The organism is Aeromicrobium sp. (genome assembly GCF_050700635.1).
Taxonomy (GTDB): Bacteria; Actinomycetota; Actinomycetes; order Propionibacteriales; family Nocardioidaceae; genus Aeromicrobium.
Genome location: NZ_JBOHDT010000107.1, coordinates 13,458 through 35,802 on the forward strand (window position 1 = coordinate 13,458; position 22,345 = coordinate 35,802).

At 69.8% G+C, this 22,345-nt stretch carries 25 protein-coding genes; 7 read left to right on the forward strand and 18 right to left on the reverse strand.

Annotation, left to right across the window (positions count from 1 at the left end; all coding sequences use genetic code 11):
• Positions 1 to 68: 68 nt before the first annotated feature.
• Entirely contained in the window at positions 69 to 746 is a 678-nt protein-coding gene (locus tag ACRDPN_RS08540) for a Crp/Fnr family transcriptional regulator (RefSeq protein WP_431447005.1), read from the reverse strand.
• A 181-nt stretch (positions 747 to 927) separates the two neighbouring features.
• Between ACRDPN_RS08540 and nth the strand changes: the two genes are divergently transcribed.
• The 5 genes from nth to ACRDPN_RS08565 are packed head-to-tail and all read left to right on the forward strand — an operon-like array spanning position 928 to position 4,847.
• Complete coding sequence (gene nth / locus ACRDPN_RS08545; protein ID WP_431447051.1) at positions 928 to 1,593, forward strand: endonuclease III; 666 nt, start codon at positions 928 to 930, stop codon at positions 1,591 to 1,593.
• A complete protein-coding gene (locus ACRDPN_RS08550; protein WP_431447006.1) occupies positions 1,590 to 2,207 on the forward strand; it encodes a TlpA family protein disulfide reductase in 618 nt (205 codons plus the stop codon). The genes nth and ACRDPN_RS08550 overlap by 4 nt, the downstream gene beginning before the upstream one ends.
• Positions 2,208 to 2,224: 17 nt before the next feature.
• Positions 2,225 to 2,860 carry an NUDIX hydrolase gene (locus ACRDPN_RS08555; RefSeq protein WP_431447007.1) on the forward strand — a complete coding sequence of 212 codons (636 nt, stop codon included), beginning with the start codon at positions 2,225 to 2,227 and terminating at the stop codon, positions 2,858 to 2,860.
• Positions 2,857 to 4,029, forward strand: coding sequence for a MarP family serine protease (locus ACRDPN_RS08560; RefSeq protein WP_431447008.1), 1,173 nt, complete (start codon positions 2,857 to 2,859; stop codon positions 4,027 to 4,029). The genes ACRDPN_RS08555 and ACRDPN_RS08560 overlap by 4 nt, the downstream gene beginning before the upstream one ends.
• Entirely contained in the window at positions 4,026 to 4,847 is an 822-nt protein-coding gene (locus ACRDPN_RS08565) for a hypothetical protein (protein WP_431447009.1), read from the forward strand. Before ACRDPN_RS08560 ends, ACRDPN_RS08565 begins: the two co-directional genes overlap by 4 nt.
• Here the strand turns inward: ACRDPN_RS08565 and ACRDPN_RS08570 are convergent.
• The 7 genes from ACRDPN_RS08570 to ACRDPN_RS08600 form a co-directional block, all read right to left on the reverse strand.
• On the reverse strand, positions 4,844 to 5,284 hold the full coding sequence (locus ACRDPN_RS08570; RefSeq protein ID WP_431447010.1) for a phage holin family protein: 441 nt from the start codon (positions 5,282 to 5,284) through the stop codon (positions 4,844 to 4,846). The genes ACRDPN_RS08565 and ACRDPN_RS08570 overlap by 4 nt on opposite strands.
• A 107-nt stretch (positions 5,285 to 5,391) precedes the next feature.
• A complete protein-coding gene (acs, locus tag ACRDPN_RS08575) occupies positions 5,392 to 7,377 on the reverse strand; it encodes an acetate--CoA ligase (protein ID WP_431447012.1) in 1,986 nt (661 codons plus the stop codon).
• A gap of 142 nt (positions 7,378 to 7,519) precedes the next feature.
• Complete coding sequence (locus tag ACRDPN_RS08580) at positions 7,520 to 9,112, reverse strand: solute symporter family protein (RefSeq protein WP_431447013.1); 1,593 nt, start codon at positions 9,110 to 9,112, stop codon at positions 7,520 to 7,522.
• Positions 9,109 to 9,447, reverse strand: a complete 339-nt coding sequence (locus ACRDPN_RS08585) for a DUF485 domain-containing protein (protein WP_431447014.1) — start codon at positions 9,445 to 9,447, stop codon at positions 9,109 to 9,111. The genes ACRDPN_RS08580 and ACRDPN_RS08585 overlap by 4 nt, the downstream gene beginning before the upstream one ends.
• A 191-nt stretch (positions 9,448 to 9,638) precedes the next feature.
• The gene (gene bioD, locus ACRDPN_RS08590; protein WP_431447016.1) at positions 9,639 to 10,295 is read right to left on the reverse strand and encodes a dethiobiotin synthase; all 657 of its coding nucleotides are present in this window, start codon (positions 10,293 to 10,295) and stop codon (positions 9,639 to 9,641) included.
• Positions 10,292 to 11,419, reverse strand: a complete 1,128-nt coding sequence (locus ACRDPN_RS08595) for an 8-amino-7-oxononanoate synthase (RefSeq protein WP_431447018.1) — start codon at positions 11,417 to 11,419, stop codon at positions 10,292 to 10,294. The genes bioD and ACRDPN_RS08595 overlap by 4 nt, the downstream gene beginning before the upstream one ends.
• The gene (locus ACRDPN_RS08600) at positions 11,410 to 12,681 is read right to left on the reverse strand and encodes an adenosylmethionine--8-amino-7-oxononanoate transaminase (protein WP_431447020.1); all 1,272 of its coding nucleotides are present in this window, start codon (positions 12,679 to 12,681) and stop codon (positions 11,410 to 11,412) included. Before ACRDPN_RS08600 ends, ACRDPN_RS08595 begins: the two co-directional genes overlap by 10 nt.
• A gap of 71 nt (positions 12,682 to 12,752) precedes the next feature.
• Here ACRDPN_RS08600 and bioB point away from each other — a divergent pair, with 71 nt between their 5' ends.
• Positions 12,753 to 13,748: a biotin synthase BioB gene (gene bioB / locus ACRDPN_RS08605; protein WP_431447021.1), complete on the forward strand. Its 996-nt coding sequence runs from the start codon at positions 12,753 to 12,755 to the stop codon at positions 13,746 to 13,748.
• Between the two features lie 243 nt (positions 13,749 to 13,991).
• Here bioB and ACRDPN_RS08610 read toward each other — a convergent pair whose 3' ends face one another.
• The 8 genes from ACRDPN_RS08610 to ACRDPN_RS08645 are packed head-to-tail and all read right to left on the reverse strand — an operon-like array spanning position 13,992 to position 18,914.
• Positions 13,992 to 14,120 carry a M4 family metallopeptidase gene (locus ACRDPN_RS08610; RefSeq protein WP_431447022.1) on the reverse strand — a complete coding sequence of 43 codons (129 nt, stop codon included), beginning with the start codon at positions 14,118 to 14,120 and terminating at the stop codon, positions 13,992 to 13,994.
• Positions 14,117 to 14,329 carry a hypothetical protein gene (locus ACRDPN_RS08615; protein ID WP_431447024.1) on the reverse strand — a complete coding sequence of 71 codons (213 nt, stop codon included), beginning with the start codon at positions 14,327 to 14,329 and terminating at the stop codon, positions 14,117 to 14,119. Before ACRDPN_RS08615 ends, ACRDPN_RS08610 begins: the two co-directional genes overlap by 4 nt.
• Before the next feature lies 1 nt (position 14,330).
• Positions 14,331 to 15,815, reverse strand: a complete 1,485-nt coding sequence (locus tag ACRDPN_RS08620; protein WP_431447026.1) for a cation acetate symporter — start codon at positions 15,813 to 15,815, stop codon at positions 14,331 to 14,333.
• Positions 15,812 to 16,264, reverse strand: coding sequence for a hypothetical protein (locus tag ACRDPN_RS08625; RefSeq protein WP_431447027.1), 453 nt, complete (start codon positions 16,262 to 16,264; stop codon positions 15,812 to 15,814). The genes ACRDPN_RS08620 and ACRDPN_RS08625 overlap by 4 nt, the downstream gene beginning before the upstream one ends.
• Complete coding sequence (locus ACRDPN_RS08630; protein WP_431447028.1) at positions 16,264 to 16,992, reverse strand: LytR/AlgR family response regulator transcription factor; 729 nt, start codon at positions 16,990 to 16,992, stop codon at positions 16,264 to 16,266. Before ACRDPN_RS08630 ends, ACRDPN_RS08625 begins: the two co-directional genes overlap by 1 nt.
• Positions 16,993 to 17,017: 25 nt before the next feature.
• A complete protein-coding gene (locus tag ACRDPN_RS08635; protein ID WP_431447029.1) occupies positions 17,018 to 17,632 on the reverse strand; it encodes an energy-coupling factor transporter transmembrane component T family protein in 615 nt (204 codons plus the stop codon).
• Positions 17,629 to 18,327, reverse strand: coding sequence for an energy-coupling factor ABC transporter ATP-binding protein (locus tag ACRDPN_RS08640; RefSeq protein WP_431447030.1), 699 nt, complete (start codon positions 18,325 to 18,327; stop codon positions 17,629 to 17,631). Before ACRDPN_RS08640 ends, ACRDPN_RS08635 begins: the two co-directional genes overlap by 4 nt.
• Positions 18,327 to 18,914: a biotin transporter BioY gene (locus ACRDPN_RS08645; protein WP_431447031.1), complete on the reverse strand. Its 588-nt coding sequence runs from the start codon at positions 18,912 to 18,914 to the stop codon at positions 18,327 to 18,329. The genes ACRDPN_RS08640 and ACRDPN_RS08645 overlap by 1 nt, the downstream gene beginning before the upstream one ends.
• Before the next feature lie 53 nt (positions 18,915 to 18,967).
• Here ACRDPN_RS08645 and ACRDPN_RS08650 point away from each other — a divergent pair, with 53 nt between their 5' ends.
• Complete coding sequence (locus ACRDPN_RS08650) at positions 18,968 to 19,540, forward strand: TetR/AcrR family transcriptional regulator C-terminal domain-containing protein (protein ID WP_431447032.1); 573 nt, start codon at positions 18,968 to 18,970, stop codon at positions 19,538 to 19,540.
• Here ACRDPN_RS08650 and ACRDPN_RS08655 read toward each other — a convergent pair.
• Together ACRDPN_RS08655 and ACRDPN_RS08660 are read right to left on the reverse strand one after the other, a co-directional pair.
• On the reverse strand, positions 19,504 to 20,961 hold the full coding sequence (locus tag ACRDPN_RS08655) for a GuaB1 family IMP dehydrogenase-related protein (RefSeq protein WP_431447033.1): 1,458 nt from the start codon (positions 20,959 to 20,961) through the stop codon (positions 19,504 to 19,506). The two genes, ACRDPN_RS08650 and ACRDPN_RS08655, sit on opposite strands and share 37 nt — an antisense overlap.
• A gap of 227 nt (positions 20,962 to 21,188) precedes the next feature.
• Positions 21,189 to 22,322 (reverse strand): sensor histidine kinase, encoded by a 1,134-nt coding sequence (locus ACRDPN_RS08660; protein WP_431447034.1) that lies wholly within the window; start codon positions 22,320 to 22,322, stop codon positions 21,189 to 21,191.
• Between the last annotated feature and the right edge of the window lie 23 nt (positions 22,323 to 22,345).

Here is a 22,345-nt window from a genome sequence, read left to right on the forward strand (position 1 = left end):
GTGCAGGTTCTCGAGCGATCGTTCCTGCAGAAGTCTTCGAATCTCGGAGTTAGGGCCGGCCCGGTGGGCTAGCGGGCGCGGCGCTGGAGGCGTTCGAAGTCGAGGATGACGACGCTGCGGGGCTCGAGGCGCATCCAGCCGCGGGAGGCGAAGTCGGCGAGGGCCTTGTTGACGGTCTCGCGGGAGGCGCCGACCAGCTGGGCGAGCTCCTCCTGGGTGAGGTCGTGGTTGACGTGGATGCCGTCGTCGGCCTGGCGGCCGAAGCGTCCGGCGAGATCGAGCAGGGCTTTCGCGACGCGGCCCGGGACGTCGGAGAACACCAGGTCGCCGACGACCTCGTTGGTGCGACGCAGCCGCCCGGCCAGCTGGTGCAACAGGGCCAGCGCGACGTCGGCGTGATCGGCGAGCACGGGGCTGAGCGCGTCGTGGCCGAGGCTCATGAGCTCGACGTCGGTGACCGCCGTGGCCGTGGCCGAGCGGGGTCCGGGATCGAAGAACGAGAGCTCGCCGAACATCTGACCGGGGCCGAGGATGGCCAGCAGGTTCTCGCGGCCGTCGGCTGAGGTGCGCCCGAGCTTGATCTTGCCGTCAGTGACGACGTAGAGCTGGTTGCCTTCGTCGCCCTCGTTGAACAGCACCTCGCCCCGGCCGAGTGTGGCCGCCGTCATGGAGTCCTCCAAGGCGCCCGCTGAGTCGTCGTCTAGTCCGGAGAAAAGCGGGGCCTGGCGCAGCACATCGTGAGTCACGGGGATCCTTGTCTGTTGTTGCGTCGGTCACAGTCTCGCGCACCAGCCTGCAGTTTTCCACATCGCGGGTCGGCCCGGCGACCCGCACGACCGCCCCCGTACGCTTGACTTCGTGCCGAGCGACGCCGGTCGGGAAACGCCCGTCAAACCCCCCACCACGCTCGTGCGCCGTGCGCGAAAGATGAATCGCGTCCTCGCCGACACCTACCCCGACGCCGGCTGCGAGCTCGACTTCGAGGACCCGTTCCAGCTCCTGGTCGCCACCGTCCTCTCCGCCCAGACGACCGACCGTCGCGTCAATGCCGTCACCCCGGTGCTGTTCGCCGCGTACCCCGACGCGACGGCGCTCGCGGCGGCCGATCGTGCGGCGGTCGAGGAGATCGTCAAGACCACCGGGTTCTTCAGGCAGAAGACCAACAGCCTGCTGCGGATGTCCGCCGCGATCGTCGAGAACTTCGACGGCGAGGTCCCCGGTCGGCTCGACGATCTGGTCTCTCTCCCCGGCGTCGGACGCAAGACGGCCAACGTCGTGCTCGGCAACGCCTTCGACGTGCCGGGCATCACCGTCGACACCCACTTCGCGCGCCTCGCGCGGCGCTTCGAGTGGGTCGACGACGCGGTGGTCGGGGACGCCGTCCGCACCGAGCACGCCGTCGGCGCGCTGTTTCCCAAGCGCGACTGGACGATGCTCAGCCACCACCTCATCTGGCACGGACGCCGGTGCTGCCACGCCCGCAAGCCCGCATGCGGCGCCTGCCCGCTGGCGCGTTGGTGCCCGTCCTACGGCACCGGACCCACTGATCCCGACGTCGCCGCCGCCCTCGTCACCACGCAGGGACGGGCATGACCGTCCGCGCGGTGATCGCGGCCGTGCTCGTCGCCGTCCTCGCGGCGGGCTGCGGCTCTGAAGGGAAGGAGAAGCCCACCTTCGGTGGTGGGTCGGAGCCAGCCGGTGCCTCCACCGCAGAGCTCGTCGAGCTCAAGGCGGCCGCGAAGATCGAAGACTGCCCCACATCCGCCAAGATGGCATCGGGCAAGGACGCACTGCCCGACCTCGAGCTCGACTGCCTCGGCGGCGGACGACCGGTCAACCTGGCCGGGCTCACCGGCAAGCCGGTGGTGATCAACCTCTGGGCGAGCTGGTGCAAGGAGTGCCGCGACGAGCTTCCCCTGCTGGCCCGGGCGCACCGCGAGTACGGCGACCGTGTGCAGTTCATCGGCATCGACGTCGTCGACGCCGCGCCCGAGGCGGCGTTGCGTCTGGCCGGGCAGTCCGGGATCACGTACCCGCAGCTCGTCGATCGGCCGGGCCGCACCCGCGCACCGTTGCACTACGCCGGGCTGCCCCAAACGGTGTTCGTGGATGCGCAGGGAAGAATGGTGTTCACGGAACGCACGCCGTTCCGGTCGTACGCCGACGTGACGGCGGCGATCAGTCGGCATCTGGGGGTCACGTCGTGAAGCACGAGGGGTCGCGTGTGTCGCTGCCCGACTGGCTGAAGCCGGTCGAGGAGCTCGCCGCTTCGGTGGAGGCCGAAGACCTGGCGCCACGTTTCCCGCACCCGCCGCCAGACGCCCGGCCGGCCGCCGTCCTCATCTGCTTCGCCGACGGCACCGACGGGCCCGAGCTGCTGCTCACGCAGCGCGCCACCACGCTGCGCAACCACGCCGGTCAGATCTCGTTCCCCGGCGGTGCCTCCGATCCCGGCGATGCGGACGCGATCACCACCGCGCTGCGGGAGGCAGAGGAGGAGGTCGGCCTCGACCCGGCTGACGTCCTCGTCTTCGGTACCCTGCCGACGCTCTGGCTGCCGCCGAGCAACTTCGCCGTCACGTCGGTGCTCGGCTACTGGAGCGCTCCGCGCACCCTCGAGCCGGTCGACGTGGACGAGGTCGGCAGCATCCTGCACCATCCCATCCATCTGCTGATCGACCCGGACAACCGGTTCAGCGTCGAGCACCCGACCGGGTGGCGCGGGCCGGCGTTCGAGGTCGGCTCGGAAGTACCGCTCTGGGGATTCACCGCGGGCGTCATCAGCCGCCTGTTCGAGAAGCTCGGCTGGGAGAAGCCCTGGGACGACTCCGTCACCCGACCCCTGCCGGAGCTGTTGTGAACTCGCTCGACATCGTCCTGATCATCATCCTGTTCGCGTACGCCATCTCCGGCTACGTGCAGGGCTTCGTGGTCAACCTCGTGGCGACGATCGGCCTGCTCGCCGGCGGTCTTCTCGCGATCGCCATCGTGCCCCGCGTGCTGTCCGGGGGGCAGCCCACGCTGTCCACGTCGCTGCTCGCGCTCGCGCTGGTGGTCGGCTCCGCGGCCATCGGCCAGGCCATCGGCACGTATGTGGGCACGGACCTGCGGAGCGGACTCACGTGGCGACCGTTCCGCTGGGTCGATGCCGTCGCCGGGGCGGCCCTGAGCATGGTCGCGGTCCTCGCGGCCGCGTGGGCGCTCGGCTACTCGGTGAGCGGTACCTCGATCCCGTACCTGTCCACGGCCTCGCGCAGCTCGACGATCCTCGCGCACGTCGACGACGTCATGCCGGCCCGCGCCGCCGAGACGCTGCGCGCCTTCAACAAGACGCTCGACGCCAACCTGTTCCCGCGCTACATCGACCCGTTCGAGAACGAGCGCATCACCGCCGTCGATCCGCCCGACGACGCGACGCTGCAGCAAGCGGGTGTCCGGCAGGCGTCGGAGAGCGTGGTCAAGGTCATCGGCGTCGCGTCGTGCGAACGCGGGGTCGAGGGGTCCGGCTTCGTCTTCGCGCCCGGCCGGGTCATGACCAACGCGCACGTCGTCGCCGGCGTCGACGAGCCGTACATCGACGTCAACGGCCGACGCACCCGGGCGAACGTCGTGCTGTTCAACCCGCGGCTCGACGTCGCCGTGCTCTCCACCGGCGACCTCGGCCTCAAGCCGCTGAACTTCGAGGGCACCGGCAAGGCGGGCGACGACGCGGCCATCCTCGGCTACCCCGAGAACGGCCCGTTCGACGCGCGCGCTGCCCGCATCCGTGGCGAGCTCACGCTGCGCAGCCCCGACATCTACGACCGCGGTGAGCACATGCGCAAGACGTTCTCGGTGCGCGGGCTGGTGCGGTCGGGCAACTCCGGAGGGCCGCTGATCTCGCGGCAGGGCCGCGTGTTCGGCGTCATCTTCGCCGCATCGGTCACCGACAACTCCACCGGCTACGCTCTCACCGCGGAGCAGGTGTCCACTGCGGCCGAACGCGGCTCGACTGCTACATCCCGCGTCGACACAGGAGAGTGTGCATGATCCGGTCCACCCTCTCGTTCCTCTGCTGGGTGGTCGCCGTCGTCGCGGCCATCATCACCATCCCCACGTTCTGGCTGGCCACGCATGTCGCGGAGGAAGACGGCTACGTCAAGTTCACCAGCTCGTTCGTCGGGGACGTCGAGCTGCGCAACGCCCTCGTCAGTCAGATCGCCGACGACGTGGTGAGGACCGGCGGGCTCCCGGCAGTCGTGAAGCTGCCCCTCGAGGGGGCTCTGCGCTCGGTCGTCAGGGAGAGCGCCAGGCAGCCGGGATTCGTCGAGGCATGGGAAGAGTCCCAGCGCCGCACGCACCAGCTGACGTTCGGGCCCGACTCGAAGACCGACCGGCTGACCGCCGACATCGGTCCCATCGCCTCGTTCATGGGCAAGCAGGCGACGAAGGACCTGCCGGTGCGGGTCACGTTCCCCGACACGCTCCGGGTGCCCATCTACGGCGCCCCCGACCGCGAGGTCCTCGACCAGGTGCAGCAGACGCCCGAGCGCTCGCGCCTCGGTCTGCTCGTCGTCGTCCTGGCGTCGGTGCTCTGTCTGTTGTTCGCCAGACGCCGTATCAATGCGATCATCGCCCTGGCGGCCGGAGCGCTCCTCACGGCTGGGCTCTTGGTGTTCGGCACTCGTCTGGCGCTGCCCGAAGTGCTCGATCGCACGCCCGCACCGACGCCGTTCGCGCGTCAGATGCGAGACCTCCTCGTCGACCGGGCGTCTGACTCGCTCAACGACTGGCTGCTGGGCATCGCGGTGGTCGCCGCGGTCGTGCTGGTGCTCGGACTGCTCGGCCGCGCTCTGCCGCAGCGCTAAGGCTGCATTGTGTGCGGGGTGGTGTCGCCCTTGAGGGCGGCCGGGATCTCCTTGGCGGTGGTGATGGTCTTCGTCGGTGCCTTGACCTTCTTGATCATGACGACGCCGAGGAGGATCAGCAGCCCCGCGAGCAGGAGGTAGGTACCGGCGACGATGAGGAACGCCCACGCGGGGTCGAGCCCGGCCATCACCAGGAAGTACGCGAACGCGATCGACAGCATGATCGTGATGAGCAGGCCGAGGAAGCCGGCGACGACGAACATCGCGGCACCGATCCCGCCCGCCTTCGCGCTGAACCTGAGCTCGCTCTTGGCCAGCGCGATCTCGGAGTGCACGAGCGCCGAGATGTCACGACTGGCCTCGGCGACCAGTCGTCCGATGGTCGGGTCGTCGACGGAGCCGTGCTGATCGGTCCGGGGTTTGTCGGTGGTGCTCATGGAGCGAGCCTAGGGCGTGTCTCCCCATCCACGCGACACGACCACGGCCCCGCATCCCGACCGGCTGCGTTCTCGTCGGTCGCCGCACCGCCCGGTGCGGCCTCTGGTCAGTCCTCGTCCTTGGCGGTCTTCATGCCCTCGGAGATCTGATCCATCACGGATGAATCGGCAAGGGTTGTCGCATCCCCCACCTCGCGGTTCTCGGCCACGTCGCGCAGCAGGCGACGCATGATCTTGCCCGAGCGTGTCTTGGGCAGCTCGGTCACGACCATGATCTGACGCGGCTTCGCGATCGCGCCGATCTGCTTGCCGACGTGGTCGCGGAGCTCGCTGAGCACCGCTTCGTCGGCCTCCTCGCCGTCGACCAGGGCCGACTCGCGCAGGATGACGAACGCGACAGGCGCCTGTCCCTTGGTCTCGTCGGTGGCTCCGACGACTGCGGCCTCGGCCACCTTCGGGTGCGAGACGAGCGCGGACTCGATCTCGGTGGTGGAGAGCCGGTGGCCCGAGACGTTCATGACGTCGTCGACCCGGCCGAGGAGCCAGATGTCACCGTCGTCGTCCTTCTTGGCACCGTCGCCGGCGAAGTAGACGCCGTCCCAGCGCGACCAGTAGGTCTCCTTGTACCGCTCGTCGTCGCCCCAGATGGTGCGCAGCATCGCGGGCCACGGCTCGGTGAGCACGAGATAGCCGCCCTCGCCGTTGCCGACCGGCTTGCCCTCGTCGTCGACGACATCGGCACTGATGCCGGGGATGGGGGTCATCGCCGAGCCGGGCTTGCCGGAGGTGACGCCCGGCAGCGGGCTGATCATGTGCCCGCCGGTCTCGGTCTGCCACCAGGTGTCGACGATCGGCGTCGCGCTGCCGCCGATGTTCTCGCGGTACCAGACGTATGCCTCGGGGTTGATCGACTCACCGACCGAGCCCAGGATGCGCAGCGACGACAGGTCGAACTCCGCCGGGATCTGCTCGCCCCACTTCATGAAGGTGCGGATGGCCGTGGGGGCCGTGTAGAACTTCGTGACGCCCTTGTCCTGGATGATTTCCCACCAGCGACCCTTGTGGGGTGTGTCGGGAGTGCCTTCGTAGAGCACCTGGGTGACGCCGTTGGCGAGTGGCCCGTAGACGATGTACGAGTGGCCGGTGACCCAGCCGACGTCGGCCGTGCACCAGAAGACGTCGTCGGGCTTCTGGTCGAAGACGCCCCAGAACGTGTAGGCGCACTGCACCAGGTAGCCGCCGGTGGTGTGCAGGATTCCCTTGGGCTTGCCGGTGGTGCCGGACGTGTACATGACGTAGAGCGGGTGCTCGCTGTCGAAGTCCTCGGGCTTGTGGTCGGTGGACGACTCGTCGACCAGCTCGTGCCACCAGATGTCGCGGTCGCGGTTGATGGACACGTCCTGCCCGGTGCGTCGGACCACGAGGACGTTCTCGACGAGGCCTGATTCCTCCTCCTCGACCTTGGCGACGGCCTCGTCGACGGCCGGCTTGAGCGCGGAGGGGGTGCCTCGGCGGTAGCCGCCGTCGGCGGTGATGATCAGCTTGGCGCCGCAGTCGAGGACGCGGCTGGCCAGGGCATCGGCAGAGAAGCCTCCGAACACGACCGTGTGCGGAGCACCGAGGCGCGCACACGCCAGCATCGCGATGATCGTCTCGGGGATCATCGGCATGTAGATGGCGACGCGGTCGCCCGCCTCGATGCCGAGCTCTTCGATCGCGTTTGCGGCCTTGGAGACCTCGTCCTTGAGCTCGCTGAAGGTGATGTCGCGGGTGTCGCCCTCGGGCTCGCCGACGAAGTGGAAGGCCACCCGGTCGCCGTTGCCCTCCTCGACGTGCCGGTCGACGCAGTTGTACGCCGCGTTGAGGCGTCCGCCGACGTACCACTTGGCGAACGGAGCGTTGCTCCAGTCGAGGACCTCGTCGAACGGCTTGGCCCAGCTGATGCGCTCCGCCTGCCTGGCCCAGAAGCCGAGCCGGTCGGCGGCGGCGTCGTCGTAAGCGTCGGCCTTCAGGTTCGCGTTCTCGGCCAGGTCGGCCGGTGGGTCGAAGTGGCGGTCCTCGCGGGACAGATTGCTGATCGCTTCGCTGCTCACGGTGTCTCCTCGTCGAGTCTTTCCTGCATTGTTGCCCACCCGTCAGGTTCGTTCATCCCTGTCGCGTCCAGTGGCCCCCACCAAGACCGTCCCGAGCGTGCCGTGTGGCCAGCCCGGGACGGTGTCTTGGGGGTGTTTCGACCTACTTCTCCGAGCCCGCGCCCGTCATCGAGCGGACGTCGAGCTCCACGAAGCGCTCCTCGGAGTCGCGGTCCCGTGTCATCACGGTGCCCAGCCAGCCGAAGAAGAACCCGGCCGGGATCGAGATGATGCCGGGGTTGCTCAACGGGAACCAGGCGAAGTCGCTGCCAGTGAACAGCGCCGTCTCAGAACCGGACACGACTGGCGAGAAGATCACCAGGGTGACGCAGGTGATGAGGCCGCCGTAGATGCTCCACACCGCTCCGCGGGTACTGAACCGCTTCCAGAACAGGTTGTAGAGCAGCGCCGGCAGGTTGGCCGAGGCCGCGACCGCGAAGGCGAGCGCCACCAGGAACGCGATGTTCAGGTTCTGCGCCGGGATGGCGAGGATGATCGCCACAGCGCCGATCGCGAACGCCGCGATGCGGGCGACCCGCACCTCCTGCTTCTCGGTGACCTTGCCCTTCTTCCACACGTTGGCGTACAGGTCGTGCGCCACCGACGAGGCGGAGGTCAGCGTCAGTCCGGCGACGACCGCGAGGATCGTGGCGAACGCGACGGCCGAGATCAGCGCCAGGAGGATTGCGCCTCCGGTCGAGCCCGGACCACCACCGACGGCTTCGGCCAGCAGGGGCGAGGCCAGGTTGCCGGTGGAGTCGACGATCTGCTGCTTCTCGTCACCCTTGACCAGGGCCGCGGCACCGAAGCCGAGGACGAGCGTCATCAGGTAGAACGAGCCGATCAGACCGATGGCCCAGAGCACCGACGTGCGGGCCTGACGAGCGGTCGGGACGGTGTAGAAGCGGATCAGGATGTGCGGCAGACCGGCCGTGCCCAGCACGAGCGCGAGGCCCAGCGAGACGAAGTCGATCTTGCTCGTCGTGTTCAATCCGTACTTCAGGCCGGGCTCGAGGAACTTCTGGCCCTGTCCGCTCTCCGCAGCGGCGGTGCCGAGCAGGTCGGAGAAGTTGAAGTTGAACTGCGCGAGCACCAGCACGGTGATGAGGATCGTTCCGCCCATCAGCATGACGGCCTTGACGATCTGCACCCAGGTGGTGCCCCTCATGCCACCGACGACCACGTAGAAGATCATCAGGATGCCGACGGCGGCGATCGTGATGTTCTTTGCGGCGTCGCTGCTCACGCCGAGGAGCAGGGCGACGAGCGCGCCGGCGCCGACCATCTGGGCGAGCAGGTAGAAGATCGACACGACGACGGTCGACGTCGCCGCGGCGGTACGAACCGGAACCTGCCGCATGCGGAAGGCCAGCTGGTCGGCCATGGTGAACCGTCCGGAGTTGCGCAGCAGCTCCGCGACCAGCAGCAGAGCCACCAACCAGGCCACCAGGAACCCGATGGAGTACAGGAATCCGTCGTAGCCGTTCAGGGCGATCAGGCCCGAGATGCCGAGGAACGACGCGGCGGACATGTAGTCGCCCGAGACCGCCAGGCCGTTCTGCGATCCGGAGAAGCTGCGGCCACCGGCGTAGTAGTCGGCAGCGGTCTTGTTGTTGCGGCTGGCCCAGAAGGTGATGGCCACCGTCAGCAGCACGACCGCGATGAAGAGGCCTCCGGTGAGGTTCTGGGTGCTCATCGCTCGATCTCCCTCTCGTACTGGTCACGAAGTCGGTCGGCGATCGGGTCCACCCGGCGGGCGGAGTACCGCGCGTACGCGATGGCGATGCCGAAGGTGGAGACGAACTGGAGCAGCCCGAAGATGAGCGCCACGTTGATGTTGCCGTAGACCTTGATGCCCATGAAGTCGCCGGCCCAGTTGGAGGCGAAGACGTAGAGCAGGTACCAGCTCATGAACGCGACGGTCATGGGGACGACGAAGCCCAGGTAGGAGCGCTTCAGCTGCTTGAAGTCATCCGTGGCGTGGATGCGCTGATACTCCTCGTGCGCCTCTGGAGTGATCTTTTCGACCACTGGGTTCACCTCTTTCGGGAACGGGTGACGGCAGGAGTGCCGACCTCTTGACCGTAGGACCGCTCGTGGATGTGTGCCACATCACGGAACGGGCGCTGCGGCGGGCCTGGCCGGAACGTCGTCGTGCGGCCGGTGCAGCACGACGAGCGGTCGTGCTCGCGCGACGAACGGCAGGCCTAGGGAGACGCGCCCTAGGTGAACCAGGACGGGGCATCGCGGCGGAAGTCGCCGGGTGGAAGTGATCCGGCGCCGGCGGGGACGTGGCCGACAATCCGGCAGCCAGTCAGGCGCGGAAGGTCGGTGTGGTTGCTGCGCGCCTCGAGGGTCGGATCCGGATCGGCGGAACCGATGACGAGCACCGGGTCGAGCCCATCGGCGCGGAGCCGGTCGACGGTGAGCGCGGTGTGGTTCAGCGTGCCGAGGGCCTCTCGCGTCACCACGACGACGTCTGCGGAGAGGCGGGTGGCGATGTCGATGACCGTGCCACCTTCCCGGTCGAGGCGCACGAGAACCCCGCCGGCCCCCTCGACCAGGACGACGTCGTGGTCGAGGGCCCGGATCCGCTCGACGTGCTCGTCGACCGTCGGCAGGTCGACGCCCTCGAGGCGGGCAGCCGTCTCCGGCGCGAGCGCGGGTTCGACCCTCGTCAGCTCCTGAGCGGCGCCGGGGCCGCAGAGGCGCTCGATCTCAGCGGCGTCCCCCGGCTCGTCCGGGCGCACTCCGGTCTGCACGGGCTTGACGGCGACGACGTCGACGTCCTGCGCCCGGAAGTAGGAGACGAGCGCAGCGGTGGCGATCGTCTTGCCCACGCCGGTGTCGGTACCCGTGACGGTGATGTACCGCGTCATGGGCGTGTGACGTCGTGGAGCACCTTGCACGCATGCTCGACGTCGTGTTCGTCGAGCCGTGCCGAGGCGGTGATGCGCAGGCGGCTGATTCCGTCGGGCACGGACGGTGGACGGAAGCAGCCGACCCGTAGGCCCTCGGCGGCACACGCGGCCTGTGCGGCGAGAGCCGTGTCCGGTCCGCCGAATGCGACCGACAGCACCGCACCGGCCGGCTGCGCGACGCAGGCCGCCTCGGCCAGGTCGGCTGCGTTGTGGTTGACGCGGGCGACCAGCTCCGGCTCGTCGGCGACCACGTCAAGGGCTTCCCGGGCCGCTGCTGCGGCGGCCGGGGCAAGCCCGGTGTCGTAGATGAACGGGCGGGCGCGATTGACGAGGTGGTCGATGACGGCGTCCGATCCGAGCACAGCTCCGCCCTGGCTGCCGAGCGACTTGGACAAGGTGACCGTGACGACGACATCGGGACGTGCGGCCAGTCCCGCGGCGTGAACGAGCCCGCGGCCGCCGTCGCCGGCGACCCCGAGCCCGTGGGCCTCGTCGACGAGCAGCACCGCGTCGTGGCGTGCGCAGGCGTCGGCCAGCTCGACCAGCGGCGCCCGGTCACCCAGCACGGAGAAGACCGACTCGGTCAGCACGAGTGCGCGTGGTTCGGGTCGTTCCCGCAGCGCGTGGTCGACCGCCGCCACGTCACCGTGCGGCGTGACGACGACGCGGGCCCGGGAGAGTCGGCAGGCGTCGACGAGGGAGGCGTGGATGTGCGCGTCGGACACGACCAGGGTGTCGGCGTCGGTCAGGGCGGTGACGGCGGCGAGGTTGGCGTGGTAGCCGGTGGAGTGGACGAGCGCGGCGGGCGCGCCGGTCCAGGCTGCGAGCGCCGACTCGAGCTCCTCGTGGACGCCGAGGGTGCCGGTGACCAGCCGCGATGCGCCTGCCCCGGCTCCCCACCGCTTGGCCGCGTCGGCAGCGGCGGCGACCACTCTCGGATGCCGGACAAGTCCGAGGTAGTCGTTGCCGGCGAGGTCGACGAGGTCGTCCGCGGAGCCGCGGGGGACGAGCGTCCGCTGCAGGCCGGCGATGCGACGGGTCTGGGCCGCCCGGGCGAGCCAGGCGTCGAACGTCACCGACATGCCACGGCTCCCGCAACAACCGCCTCGGCCATCCGAGCGACGTCGTTGTCGGTGCTGACGTACGGAGGCATGACGTACACGAGGTCACGGAACGGGCGGATCCAGACCCCGAGGTCGGCCGCGGCGCGCGCAGCCGTTGGCGCGTCGACCGGGCGGTCGAGCTGCACGACGCCGACGGCGCCGAGCGTGCGGACGTCGACCACATGGTCGAGGTCGCGGGCAGGGTCGAGCCCGGCCGCGAGCCCGGCGCCGATGCGCGCCACGGTTCCGGGGACGTCCTGAGCTGCGAGCAGGTCGAGGCTCGCGCCGGCTACTGCACAGGCCAGCGGGTTGGCCATGAATGTCGGGCCGTGCATCAGGGCTCCAGCCTCGCTGGCCTGCACACCGTCGACGACGTCGGATGTGCACAGCGTCGCGCCCAGGGTCAGGTAGCCGCCGGACAGTGCCTTGCCGACGCACATCACGTCGGGCACGACGCCGGCGCGTTCGGCGGCGAAGAACGTGCCGGTACGGCCGAAGCCGGTGGCGATCTCGTCGAGGATCAGCAGCCAGCCATGGGCGTCGGCCAGCTCGCGGAGGTGGCGCACGACCGCCGGCGGGTACGCATGCATGCCTCCCGCGCCCTGGAGCACCGGTTCGACGATGACGGCGGCGATGTCGTCCGCATGCGCTTCGACGATCGGCTGCACCTCCGCGACCCAGTCGGCGAGGTCGGCATCGAGCCCCGCGGGCGGACGGGGGAGGAAAACGGTGGCCGGGAGCGCATCGGAGAACATCTCGTGCATCCCGCCGACCGGGTCGCTGACGCTCATCGCACCGAAGGTGTCGCCGTGATAGCCGCCACGGATGGTGAGCATTCGCGTGCGGTGCGGCTGCCCGCGGCCGCGCTGGTACTGCAGCGCCATCTTGAGCGCCACCTCGACGGACACGGAACCGGAGTCGGCGAGGAAGACGTGATCGAGGCCCTCGGGCGTCACCTCGACGAGGCGCCGCACCAGCTCCACGCCCGGTTCGTGCGTGAGCCCGCCGAACATCACGTGGGCCATCGACGTCAGCTGCGTGCGCACGGCATCGTCGAGGTGCTGATGGCGGTAGCCGTGCACGGCGGCCCACCACGAGGACATCCCGTCGAGCAGCTCGCGTCCGTCGGCCAGGCGGAGGGTCGCGCCCGACGCCGAGGCGACGACGTGCGGGCGGTGCGGATCGTCCATCGGTGCGTACGGGTGCCAGACGTGGCGGGCGTCGACCTCGGCGATGCTCACGAGCTCCCCTGTCGCTTGAACGGTGTTCAGGTTAGGATCGCAGCCGTTCGGTGTCAACGAGAAGAGGCCCCATGCCCGCAATCCTGCAGACCGCACGCATCCAGGTGCTCGACCAGGGACGCGGTCTGGACCGCGACCAGCTCGCGGAGGTTCTGCGGCTGCCCGACGAGGACGTCCCGGCGTTGCTCGAGCTCGCGCACGAGGTGCGGATGACGTGGTGCGGGCCCGAGGTCGAGGTCGAGGGCATCGTTTCGCTGAAGACCGGCGGTTGCCCCGAGGACTGCCACTTTTGCAGCCAGTCCGGTCAGTTCCAGTCGCCGGTGCGGTCGGTGTGGCTGAACATCCCCGAGCTCGTCGAGGCCGCGAAGCAGACCGCCGAGACCGGCGCCAGCGAGTTCTGCATCGTCGCGGCGGTCCGCGGACCCGATCAGCGCCTCATGGACCAGGTGCGGGCCGGGATCAAGGCCATCCAAGCCGAGGTGGACATCAACATCGCCTGCTCGCTCGGGATGCTCACCCAGGAGCAGGTCGACGAGTTCGTCGACATGGGCGTGCACCGCTACAACCACAACCTCGAGTCCGCGCGTTCCTACTTCCCGCAGGTCGTCACCACGCACTCCTACGAGGAGCGATGGGACACCTGCCAGATGGTGCGCGACGCCGGCATGGAGCTGTGCTGCGGCGGACTCCTCGGGATGGGCGAGACGCTCGAGCAGCGTGCCGAGCTGGCCGCCGAGCTCGCAGAGCTCGACCCGCACGAGGTGCCGCTGAACTTCCTCAACCCGCGTCCGGGCACGCCGTTCGGCGACCTGGAGGTCATGAGCTCGGCGGATGCCCTGCGGGCGATCGGCGCGTTCCGCCTCGCGATGCCGCGGACGATCCTGCGCTACGCCGGCGGCAGAGAGCTGACCCTCGGCGACCTTGGTACCCGCGACGGGCTGCTGGGCGGCGTCAACGCCGTCATCGTCGGCAACTACCTCACGACCCTCGGGCGCGAGGCCGACGAGGACCTCGCGCTGCTCACCGATCTGGGCATGCCGATCCGCGAGCTGTCGAAGACGTTGTGACGTATTGCGGGCACTGCGGCCGCGACGAGACGGAAGTCGACCACGCCGGTTGCGAGGGGCATCTGCGGATGGAGCCGCCCAGATTCTGTCCCGAGTGCCGCCGTCGCATGGTCGTACAAGTTGTGCCGCGCGGCTGGTCAGCCCATTGCGTTGAGCACGGCACCCTGACATCGTGAAGGCGGGCCCGCCCATTTCCTCGGGGAGATGGGCGGGCCTCTTGCTGTGCCAACGGTCTGGCCAACCTCAGTTGACGCTGACGGCACTCCAGGCGGTGGCCACCGTGTTCTGCTGGACGCTGCCGGCGCCGTACAGGTCACGGGCGGCGTTCAGCGTCGCCGTGCGGGCACCGGCGTAGTTCGTGCTCGACGTCATGTAGACGGTGAGCGCGCGGAAGGCTTCGGCTCCGATCCGGCGGCGTCGACCACGAGCTTGGGCTCGGTCTTCTCCTTCGAGGCCGGGGCGCGCTTCGCGGCCTTGGCGCCGGAGAGGGCCGGCTCGGTGTCAACGCTGATCACCTGGTCGAGGGTCTGCGAAGACCCGGCGAAGCTGCCGTCATCCGCGTGAGCGGCAGCCTTGGACACGTCACCGCTGCAGGTCGACGCCCTCGGGGGTGTGCAGGCGCACCATGGTGCGCGAGACGTCCGCGGGAACCTTCTGCCGGGTCAGCAGCGAGACGCCGATCATCAGCGCGAATCCGAGCGGCACGGACCAGGCGGCCGGCTGCAGGGCCAGCAGGCCGAACCACCCCTCCGGCTGCACCCAGATGGTGATGATCGGAGCGACGCCGGCGGACAGTCCGCCGCCGACCAGGCCGGCGATGGCACCGGGCGCGGTGAGCCCGCGCCACCAGATGCCGAGCACCAGGAGCGGACAGAACGTGGACGCGGCGAGGGCGAACGCGAACGTCACCGAGCTGGCCACCGAGATGCGATCGGCCGACAGCGCGAGCACGAGCGGCACCAAGACACCGCCCACGGCGGCCACGCGCAGTGCGGTGATGTGCGACAACCTACCGCGGCTCAGGGACTGCCCGACCACACCGGCGATCGACATCGTGAGTCCGGACGACGTCGAGAGGAAGGCCGCGAACGCGCCGGCGGTCAGCAGGGCGCCGAGCAGCTCGCCGGAGGTGCCGCCCAGGAGACGTGACGGCAGCTCGAGCACGACGGCGTCGGCCCGACCCTCGTCGACCAGGTCGCCCGCGTAGATGCGCCCGAGCACGCCGTAGATGGTGGGAAGCAGGTAGAACGTGCCCACCAGGGCGAGCACGATGAGCGTCGTCTGGCGGGCGGCGCGGCCGTCAGGGTTCGTGTAGAACCGCACGACGACGTGCGGCAGACCCATCGTGCCGAGGAACGTCGCGATCATCACGGAGTAGATGCGATACATGCTCTCGGCGTCGGGATCACCGAATGGCAGGAGCCAGTCGGAGGGAGCGACCGGTGACGGCTGTCCGTCGAGCGTCCAGGCGTGCAGCAGGAAGAACACCGGCACCAGCAGCGCGGTGAGCTTGAGCCAGTACTGGAAGGCCTGAACGAAGGTGATGCTGCGCATGCCGCCGGAGACGACGTTGATCATGACGATCACGGCCACCAGCACCGTGCCGACCCACCCCGGCGCGCCGGTGACCGTCCGCATCGTCAGCCCGGCGCCCTGGAACTGCGGCATCAGGTAGAGCCAGCCGACCGCGACGACCAGCAGGCTCGCCACGGCACGAACGCCGCCGGACTGCAGCCGAACCTGCGCGAAGTCGGGAATCGTGTACGCGCCGGACCGGCGCAGGGGTGCCGCCACCAGCACCAGCAGGAGCAGGTAGCCGGTCGTCCAGCCGATCGGGAACCACAGCGCCTCCACACCCGTGGACAGCACGAGGCCGGCCACACCCAGGAACGACGCGGCCGAGAGGTACTCGCCGCCGATCGCCGAGCTGTTCAGCACCGGCCGAACCGAGCGGGACGCGACATAGAAGTCGCTCGTCGTGCGGCTGATCCGCAGGCCGAACGCGCCGATGCCGATGGTCGCGATGGCGACGAGGGTGATGGCGATGAGGCCGTAGGTGGCGTTCACTGGCTGCCGTCACCCCGGTGCTCGTCGGGATTGGGCTCGTCGGGATGGGGCTCGACCGGATCGGGGTTGAGCAGCGTCGTGAATTCGCGTTCGGAGCGTTCGGCCTGACGGACGTACAGCCAGCCGAGGAGGAACAACCCCGGGTAGACCGCGATGGCGAGAACGATCCACGGGAGCGGCACTCCCCACAGCTCGAGCCGGTCGAGGTCGTCGAGCAGCCAGAACACGATCGGCAGGGACCCGAGGGTCAGCATCAGCGTGGAGATCACCGTGAGCGCGGCGCGCAGCTGCGACCGCACCAGCGAGCGCACGTAGACCTCACCGATGCCGGTCGCCTCGTCGATCTCCTGCTGCACGGTGCGCCGTACGAGCGCCGGCGCCGTGGTCAGCGGACTGGTGATGCGAATCCGGCCGGTCTTCGGGTCGGGTCCCTCTTCACCCGCGCTCACTAGGCCCGATCCTGGATCAGCTGGCGGAGCTCACGGGTGTGGCGACGGGCGACGGAGAGCTCGACCGGGTCGTCGCCGCCGGGGACGACGACGCTGCATCGCCCGGCCTGCATGCGCAGCTCGCGCACATGGGCGAGGTTGACGAGCAGGCTGCGGTGGATGCGGGCGAAGCCGGCTTCCTCCCACTGCTCGGCCAGGCTGCTCAAGGGCATACGGATGAGGTGTCCGGAGCCGTCGACGGTGTGCAGACGCACGTAGTCGCCCTGCGCCTCGGCGTACGCCACCGCCGAGCGCTGGATGAACCGCGTGACCCCGCCGAGCTCGACCGCGATCGACTCGTCGGAGGTTCCGTGGTCGCCCTCGGCGTCGGCCCCGGCCCGGCGGACGCTCTCCCGCAGGCGGTCCTCCCGGATCGGCTTGAGGAGGTAGTCGACGACCCCGAGCTCGAACGCATCGACCGCGTGGGCGTCGTGTGCGGTGACGAACACGATCCGCGGGGCACGGCGGAACCGGGCCAGCAGGCGCGCGATCTCCAGACCGGACAGCCCGGGCATCGCGACGTCGAGGAACACCAGGTCAACATCTCCGGACTCGAGGATGCGCAGGGCCTCCGTGCCGGAGCGAGCGGCCCGCACCGATGCGATCCGCTCGTCGCGCCCGAGCAGGAACACGAGCTCGTCGAGCACCGGTTGCTCGTCGTCGACCACAAGTGCCTGGAGGCCTTCCATGTCCTGATCCTGCCTCAGTTGTCCGTCATGAGTCGCCGATGCCGCGGGCGGCGAGCGCATCGCCGGTGGCGTGGGCGTGGGCGACGACACGGATGACCGCCGGCGACAGGGTCGCGCGGGGACTCCGCTCCAGTCCGCGGGCGCGGGCGGCGTCCCGGGTGTCACCGACGATGGCGAAGACGGCCGGGATGGAGGTGATCATCAGCGAGAAGGCGAGGGCGACCTTGTCGGGCTCGACGCCGAACCGCCGGAACGGACGCAGGCCACGGACGATGGTGTCGAGCAGCGCATCCATCGGCGTGGTCGCGGTGAACGTCGTGGCCGCGATCACGAGTGCCAGCGTGGTGGCGACGACCTCGACGGCGGTCGGCCACCCGCGCTGCCACCACTGGAAGGCCGCGAGGATCGCCAGCACCACCAGCAGCGGCCGGACGCCCAGCGCCACCGTGCGGGCCGGCACCCCGGCCCACGCGGCGATGCCCAGAGCGACGCCCAGCGCCACGCACGCCGGCCACGGTCCGCTCAGCGCCACCACCACGACACTCACGACGACGAGTGCGGTGAGCTTCGGCCCCACCGGCATCCGGTGCCAGATGGTGTCGCCCGGCACGCGGATGCCGAGGGGCAGGGAGCGCCTCATCTCGCGCCCACGCTCTGCCGGTAGTGCTCGACGGCGTCAAGTGCCGGTCCGTCGAACCCGATGCGTCCGTCCGCGAGCACGAGGGCACGCTCGCAGCGAGCGGCGAGGTCGAGATCGTGCGTGACGAGGACGAGCTGCTGGTCGAGCTCGAACAGCCGGTCCGCGATGTCGATGGCGTTGTGAAGGTCGAGCAACGTGGTCGGCTCGTCCGCCACCACCACAGCCGGCTCGCAGGCGAGCACACCGGCGAGGGCGAGCAGCTGCTGCTGCCCACCGGACAGCGCATGGACGCTGGTGTCGGCGAAGCGCTCCAGCCCGAATGACGTCAGCACCTCGACGACGCGGTGGTCGCGCTCGTCGCGGTCGGGGACGTGCCTGCGCAGGGAGAGGGCAACGTCCTCGGCCACGGTGGGCATCACCAGCTGGGCGGTGGGGTTCGTGAACACGAAGCCGATCCGACGACGCACCGCGCCGCCGTCCTTCGCGACATCGAGGCCGTCGACGCACACCCGTCCGCTGCTCGGCTCCACCAGGCCGTTGATCAGCCGGGCCAGCGTGGACTTGCCCGACCCGTTCGCTCCGATCAGGGCGACGCGCTGCTCGGTGAGGGTGGCCGAGACGTGATCGAGGATCCGGACCTCACCGTCGGGCACTTGGGCCGAGACGGTGACGTCGTCGATCTCGATCGTGGCCACTACCGGCGCGACAGCAGGGTCGGGAAGGCCCGGTGCACGGCGGCAGCCACAACTGCCGCGACGGCGAGCTTGACGAGGTCGGCCGGGATGTAGGCGGCCGCGCCTTTGAGCGTCGAGCCGAACGGGGTGTCGGCGTACAGGCTGATGCCGACGCTGCCGGCGATCCACACGACCAGGACGGCCAGCACGCCGCCGACCGCGACGACCGCGGCCGTGACTGCCACGTTGCTGCGGTGGGCACGTTCGACGACGAGGCCGACGATGAGCGCAGCGAACGGGAACGCGATGAGGTAGCCACCGGTCACACCTGCGAAAGGGGCGAGCCCGGACGCGCCACCAGCGAAGATCGGCAGGCCGGCGGCGCCGACCGCGAGGTACAGCAGCACGGCGAAGAAGCCGCGACGCGCACCGAGCACCGCGCCGCACAGGAAGATCGCGAACATCTGCAACGTCAGCGGCACGCCGTTGACGCCGAACGGCAGGGCGGCGGCGACCGAGCAGACCGCGATGAGGGCGGCGAAGACGGCGATCAGCGCGAGATCGGTCGTGTTGCTGGTCCGCCGCGTGCTGGACTTGGTGGTGGTCATCGGGGTCCTTCGTGCGTCGTCGAGTGAACGGTGTTCAGGTAGTGTTTCACGCCATGAGCCATCATCGCTCCGACGTCGTGGAGCACGCGCTCCAGGTGCTCGACCGGCACGGTCTGGCCGACCTGTCGATGCGCCGGCTCGCAGCCGACCTGGACGTCCAGCCCAGCGCTCTCTACTGGCACTTCGCCAACAAGCAGGCGCTGCTCGCGGCGGTGGCCGACGAGGTCCTGCGCCGTGGCGAGCGCTCCGTTCCGGACGGTACGTGGAACGAGCAGGTGACGGCTTATGCGCACGCGCTGCGCGACGCGATGCTGGCCTACCGCGACGGTGCGGAGCTCGTGGCCACGGCGCAGGCGTTCGGGCTGGGGGAGTCGGATCCGGTCGGCCGGTTGGTCGAGCTGCTCGGCGGCACCAGGTTCGACAGGGTCGCGGCCACCACGGTGCTGCACTTCGTGCTCGGGCACGTGAGCGACGAGCAGGTGAACCTCCAGGCCAGCAGCGTCGGAGCGATCGAGGACGACCCGCTCTCCCGCGCCGACACGTTCTCGACCGGACTCGGCATCATCGTGGCCGGGATCGCCTCCCGTCGTCACCAGGAAGCGTGGAGCGGTCGGCCCTCGTCGTAGCCGGCCGCGCTCTGGATGCCCACCGTCGCGCGCTCGGCGAGCTCGGCGAGGGTGCGTGCTCCCGCGTAGGTGAAGCTCGACCGCACACCGGCCGTGATGGCGTCGAGGAGGTCCTCCACACCGGGCCGGACCGGGTCGAGATACATCCGTGACGTGCTGATGCCCTCTTCGAACAACGCCATGCGCGCACGCTCGAAGCCGGCCGCGTCGCGGGTGCGATTGGCCACCGCGCGCGACGACGCCATGCCGAACGACTCCTTGTACGGCCGTCCGTCGGTGCCGTGCTGGATGTCGCCCGGGCTCTCGTAGGTGCCGGCGAACCACGACCCGACCATGACGCTGCCGGCTCCGGCGGCGAGGGCGAGCGCGACGTCACGTGGGTAGCGCACGCCGCCGTCGGCCCACACGTGCCGGCCCTCGGCGCGGGCGACCTCGGAGCACTCGAGCACAGCGGAGAACTGCGGGCGGCCGACGCCGGTCATCATGCGCGTCGTGCACATGGCGCCCGGCCCGACGCCCACCTTGACCACGTCGGCGCCGGCGGCGAGGAGGTCACGGGTGCCGTCGACCGTGACGACGTTGCCGGCGACCACGGGGACGGTGCGACCGCTGCTCGCGGTGTGCGCGTCACGGGCGGCAACGACCAGAGGCAGCGCCTCGAGCATCTTCTCCTGGTGCCCGTGGGCGGTGTCGACGACGATGACGTCCGCCCCGGTGCCCAGCAGCGCCTCGGTCTTGGCGCGCACGTCGCCGTTGATGCCGACGGCGGCACCGACCACCAGACGTCCGTCGGCGTCCACCGCCGGTGTGTAGATGGTGGAGCGCAGCGCTCCCGTGCGGGTGACGACGCCCGCCAGCATCCCGCCGTCGAGCACGGGGGCGACCGCGACGTGCGACCCGGCCATCGCGTCGAAGTACTGACGCGGCTCGAGGCCGGCCTCGACCGTGAAGAGCTCGTGGCTCATGACCTCTCGAACCTGGGCGAAGCGGTCGATGTCGATGCCATCGCGCTCTGTGACGATGCCGACGGGCTTGCCGTCGTCGACGACGATCGCCGCGCCGTGGGCGCGCTTCGTCAGCAGGCTCACGGTCTCGCCGATCGTCATCGACGGCGAGACGGTGACCGGGGTCTCGTAGACGGTGTGCGCTGCCTTGACCCGCGCGACGGTGGAGGTCACGACGTCGATGGGGATGTCCTGCGGGAGGATCGAGATCCCGCCGCGGCGGGCGATGGTCTCGGCCATGCGGCGCCCGGAGACCGCGGTCATGTTGGCCACCACGATCGGGATGGTGGCGCCGGTTCCGTCGGACGTCGACAGGTCGACGTCGAAGCGGGACGTGACGTCAGAGCGTCCCGGCACCATGAAGACGTCGTTGTACGTGAGGTCGTGCGCGGGCTGCAGTCCGTTGAGGAACTTCACCCTGTGAGTTTACGGCTCCTCGCAGGACCCTCGACGAGGAATGCGACGCCGCACTGCCGGCAGATGCCGACCTCCGACGCGAGATCGTCGGCGAAGTCGATCTCGCACTCACAGGTCTCACACACCAGGGCGGGGCCTAGGTCGATCAGCGAATCGTTCACGACGGACTCCTTCCGCTCCCCTCCACCGTAGGAACGGTCGGCCTCGGATTCGTGCCGACACGCACGTCATTGCTCGACGCCGGGGGCGAACTTCGGCACCCGCATCGTGACCTTGGTGCCCTTGCCGGGGGCCGTCTCCACGACGATGCCGTGCTCGTTGCCGTACACCGTGCGCATGCGCTCGTCGACGTTCGCGAGTCCGACCGACGGGGTTGCAGTGTGGCCGCTCAACACGGCGCGCACCGCCTCGGGCTCGGCACCGATGCCGTCGTCCTCGATGGAGATGACGCACTCGTTGCCGGCGTCGAGGGCGAGCACGGTGACCGTGCCGTCGCCGTCCTTGCCCTCGAGCCCGTGCCGTACGGCGTTCTCGACGAGGGGCTGGACGGAGAGGAACGGCATCTTGACGCTGAGGACCTCCGGGGCCACCCGCGTGACGACGCGCAGGCGGTCACCGAACCGCGCCTTCTCCAGCACCAGGTACCTCTCGATCGAGCGGAGCTCCTCGGCCAGCGTGGTGAACTCGCCGTGCTGGCGGAACGAGTAGCGGGTGAAGTCGGCGAACTCGAGCAGCAGCTCGCGTGCCCGCTCGGGGTCGGTACGCACGAACGAGGCGATGGCGCCGAGCGAGTTGTAGATGAAGTGGGGCGAGATCTGCGCCCGCAGCGCCCGCAGCTCGGCTTCCATGAGCGCGGTGCGGGACTCGGCGAGCTCGGCCAGCTCGAGCTGGCTCGACATCCACTGCGCCACCTCCGTGGTGGCGCGGGCGAGACCGGCGGACGCCTGATCGGTCACCACGACCAGGCTGCCCACGACCACGTCGTCGACCGACAGCGGGGCGACGATGGCCTGCCCGGACGCCTGGGTGGTGCCGCTCCTCAGGGCCGCGGACATGAGCGCGGCGACGTCGTCGGGATCACCAGGACCGTCCCACGCCAACGGCCCGGACGTGTCGGTGATCGCGACGGTCGGGGTGCCCAGGAGGGTACGGATGTGGGGGAGCGAGCTGGCCGCGCTCTCCTCGTCCAGCCCACCGCGGAGTGCAGGCGCGGTGAGCGACGCCGCGTGCAGCGTCGTGTACGTGGCGCGGTCGGTCGGCGAACCGAGGCTCTGACGACGCTTCAGCAACCACCAACGGGCCGCGAGAACGCCGGCGAGCAGCACGACGGCCGCGGCGACGGCGGTGACTGCCTCGTTCATGGCAGATCAGTGTTCACGGCATC

Excerpts from the sequence above, each read along its gene's own strand:
- ACRDPN_RS08630 (WP_431447028.1), bottom strand. The coding sequence starts at position 16,992 with ATGGAAGGCCTCCAGGCACTTGTGGTCGACGACGAGCAACCGGTGCTC.
- ACRDPN_RS08650 (WP_431447032.1), top strand. The coding sequence starts at position 18,968 with ATGAGCCATCATCGCTCCGACGTCGTGGAGCACGCGCTCCAGGTGCTC.
- ACRDPN_RS08595 (WP_431447018.1), bottom strand. The coding sequence starts at position 11,419 with ATGTCGGTGACGTTCGACGCCTGGCTCGCCCGGGCGGCCCAGACCCGT.
- ACRDPN_RS08580 (WP_431447013.1), bottom strand. The coding sequence starts at position 9,112 with ATGAGCACCCAGAACCTCACCGGAGGCCTCTTCATCGCGGTCGTGCTG.
- ACRDPN_RS08635 (WP_431447029.1), bottom strand. The coding sequence starts at position 17,632 with ATGAGGCGCTCCCTGCCCCTCGGCATCCGCGTGCCGGGCGACACCATC.
- bioD (WP_431447016.1), bottom strand. The coding sequence starts at position 10,295 with ATGACGCGGTACATCACCGTCACGGGTACCGACACCGGCGTGGGCAAG.
- ACRDPN_RS08660 (WP_431447034.1), bottom strand. The coding sequence starts at position 22,322 with ATGAACGAGGCAGTCACCGCCGTCGCCGCGGCCGTCGTGCTGCTCGCC.
- ACRDPN_RS08570 (WP_431447010.1), bottom strand. The coding sequence starts at position 5,284 with ATGAGCACCACCGACAAACCCCGGACCGATCAGCACGGCTCCGTCGAC.
- ACRDPN_RS08565 (WP_431447009.1), top strand. The coding sequence starts at position 4,026 with ATGATCCGGTCCACCCTCTCGTTCCTCTGCTGGGTGGTCGCCGTCGTC.
- ACRDPN_RS08645 (WP_431447031.1), bottom strand. The coding sequence starts at position 18,914 with ATGACCACCACCAAGTCCAGCACGCGGCGGACCAGCAACACGACCGAT.
- ACRDPN_RS08610 (WP_431447022.1), bottom strand. The coding sequence starts at position 14,120 with ATGACGTCGAGCACGAACTACGCCGGTGCCCGCACGGCGACGCTGAAC.
- ACRDPN_RS08550 (WP_431447006.1), top strand. The coding sequence starts at position 1,590 with ATGACCGTCCGCGCGGTGATCGCGGCCGTGCTCGTCGCCGTCCTCGCG.
- nth (WP_431447051.1), top strand. The coding sequence starts at position 928 with ATGAATCGCGTCCTCGCCGACACCTACCCCGACGCCGGCTGCGAGCTC.
- bioB (WP_431447021.1), top strand. The coding sequence starts at position 12,753 with ATGCCCGCAATCCTGCAGACCGCACGCATCCAGGTGCTCGACCAGGGA.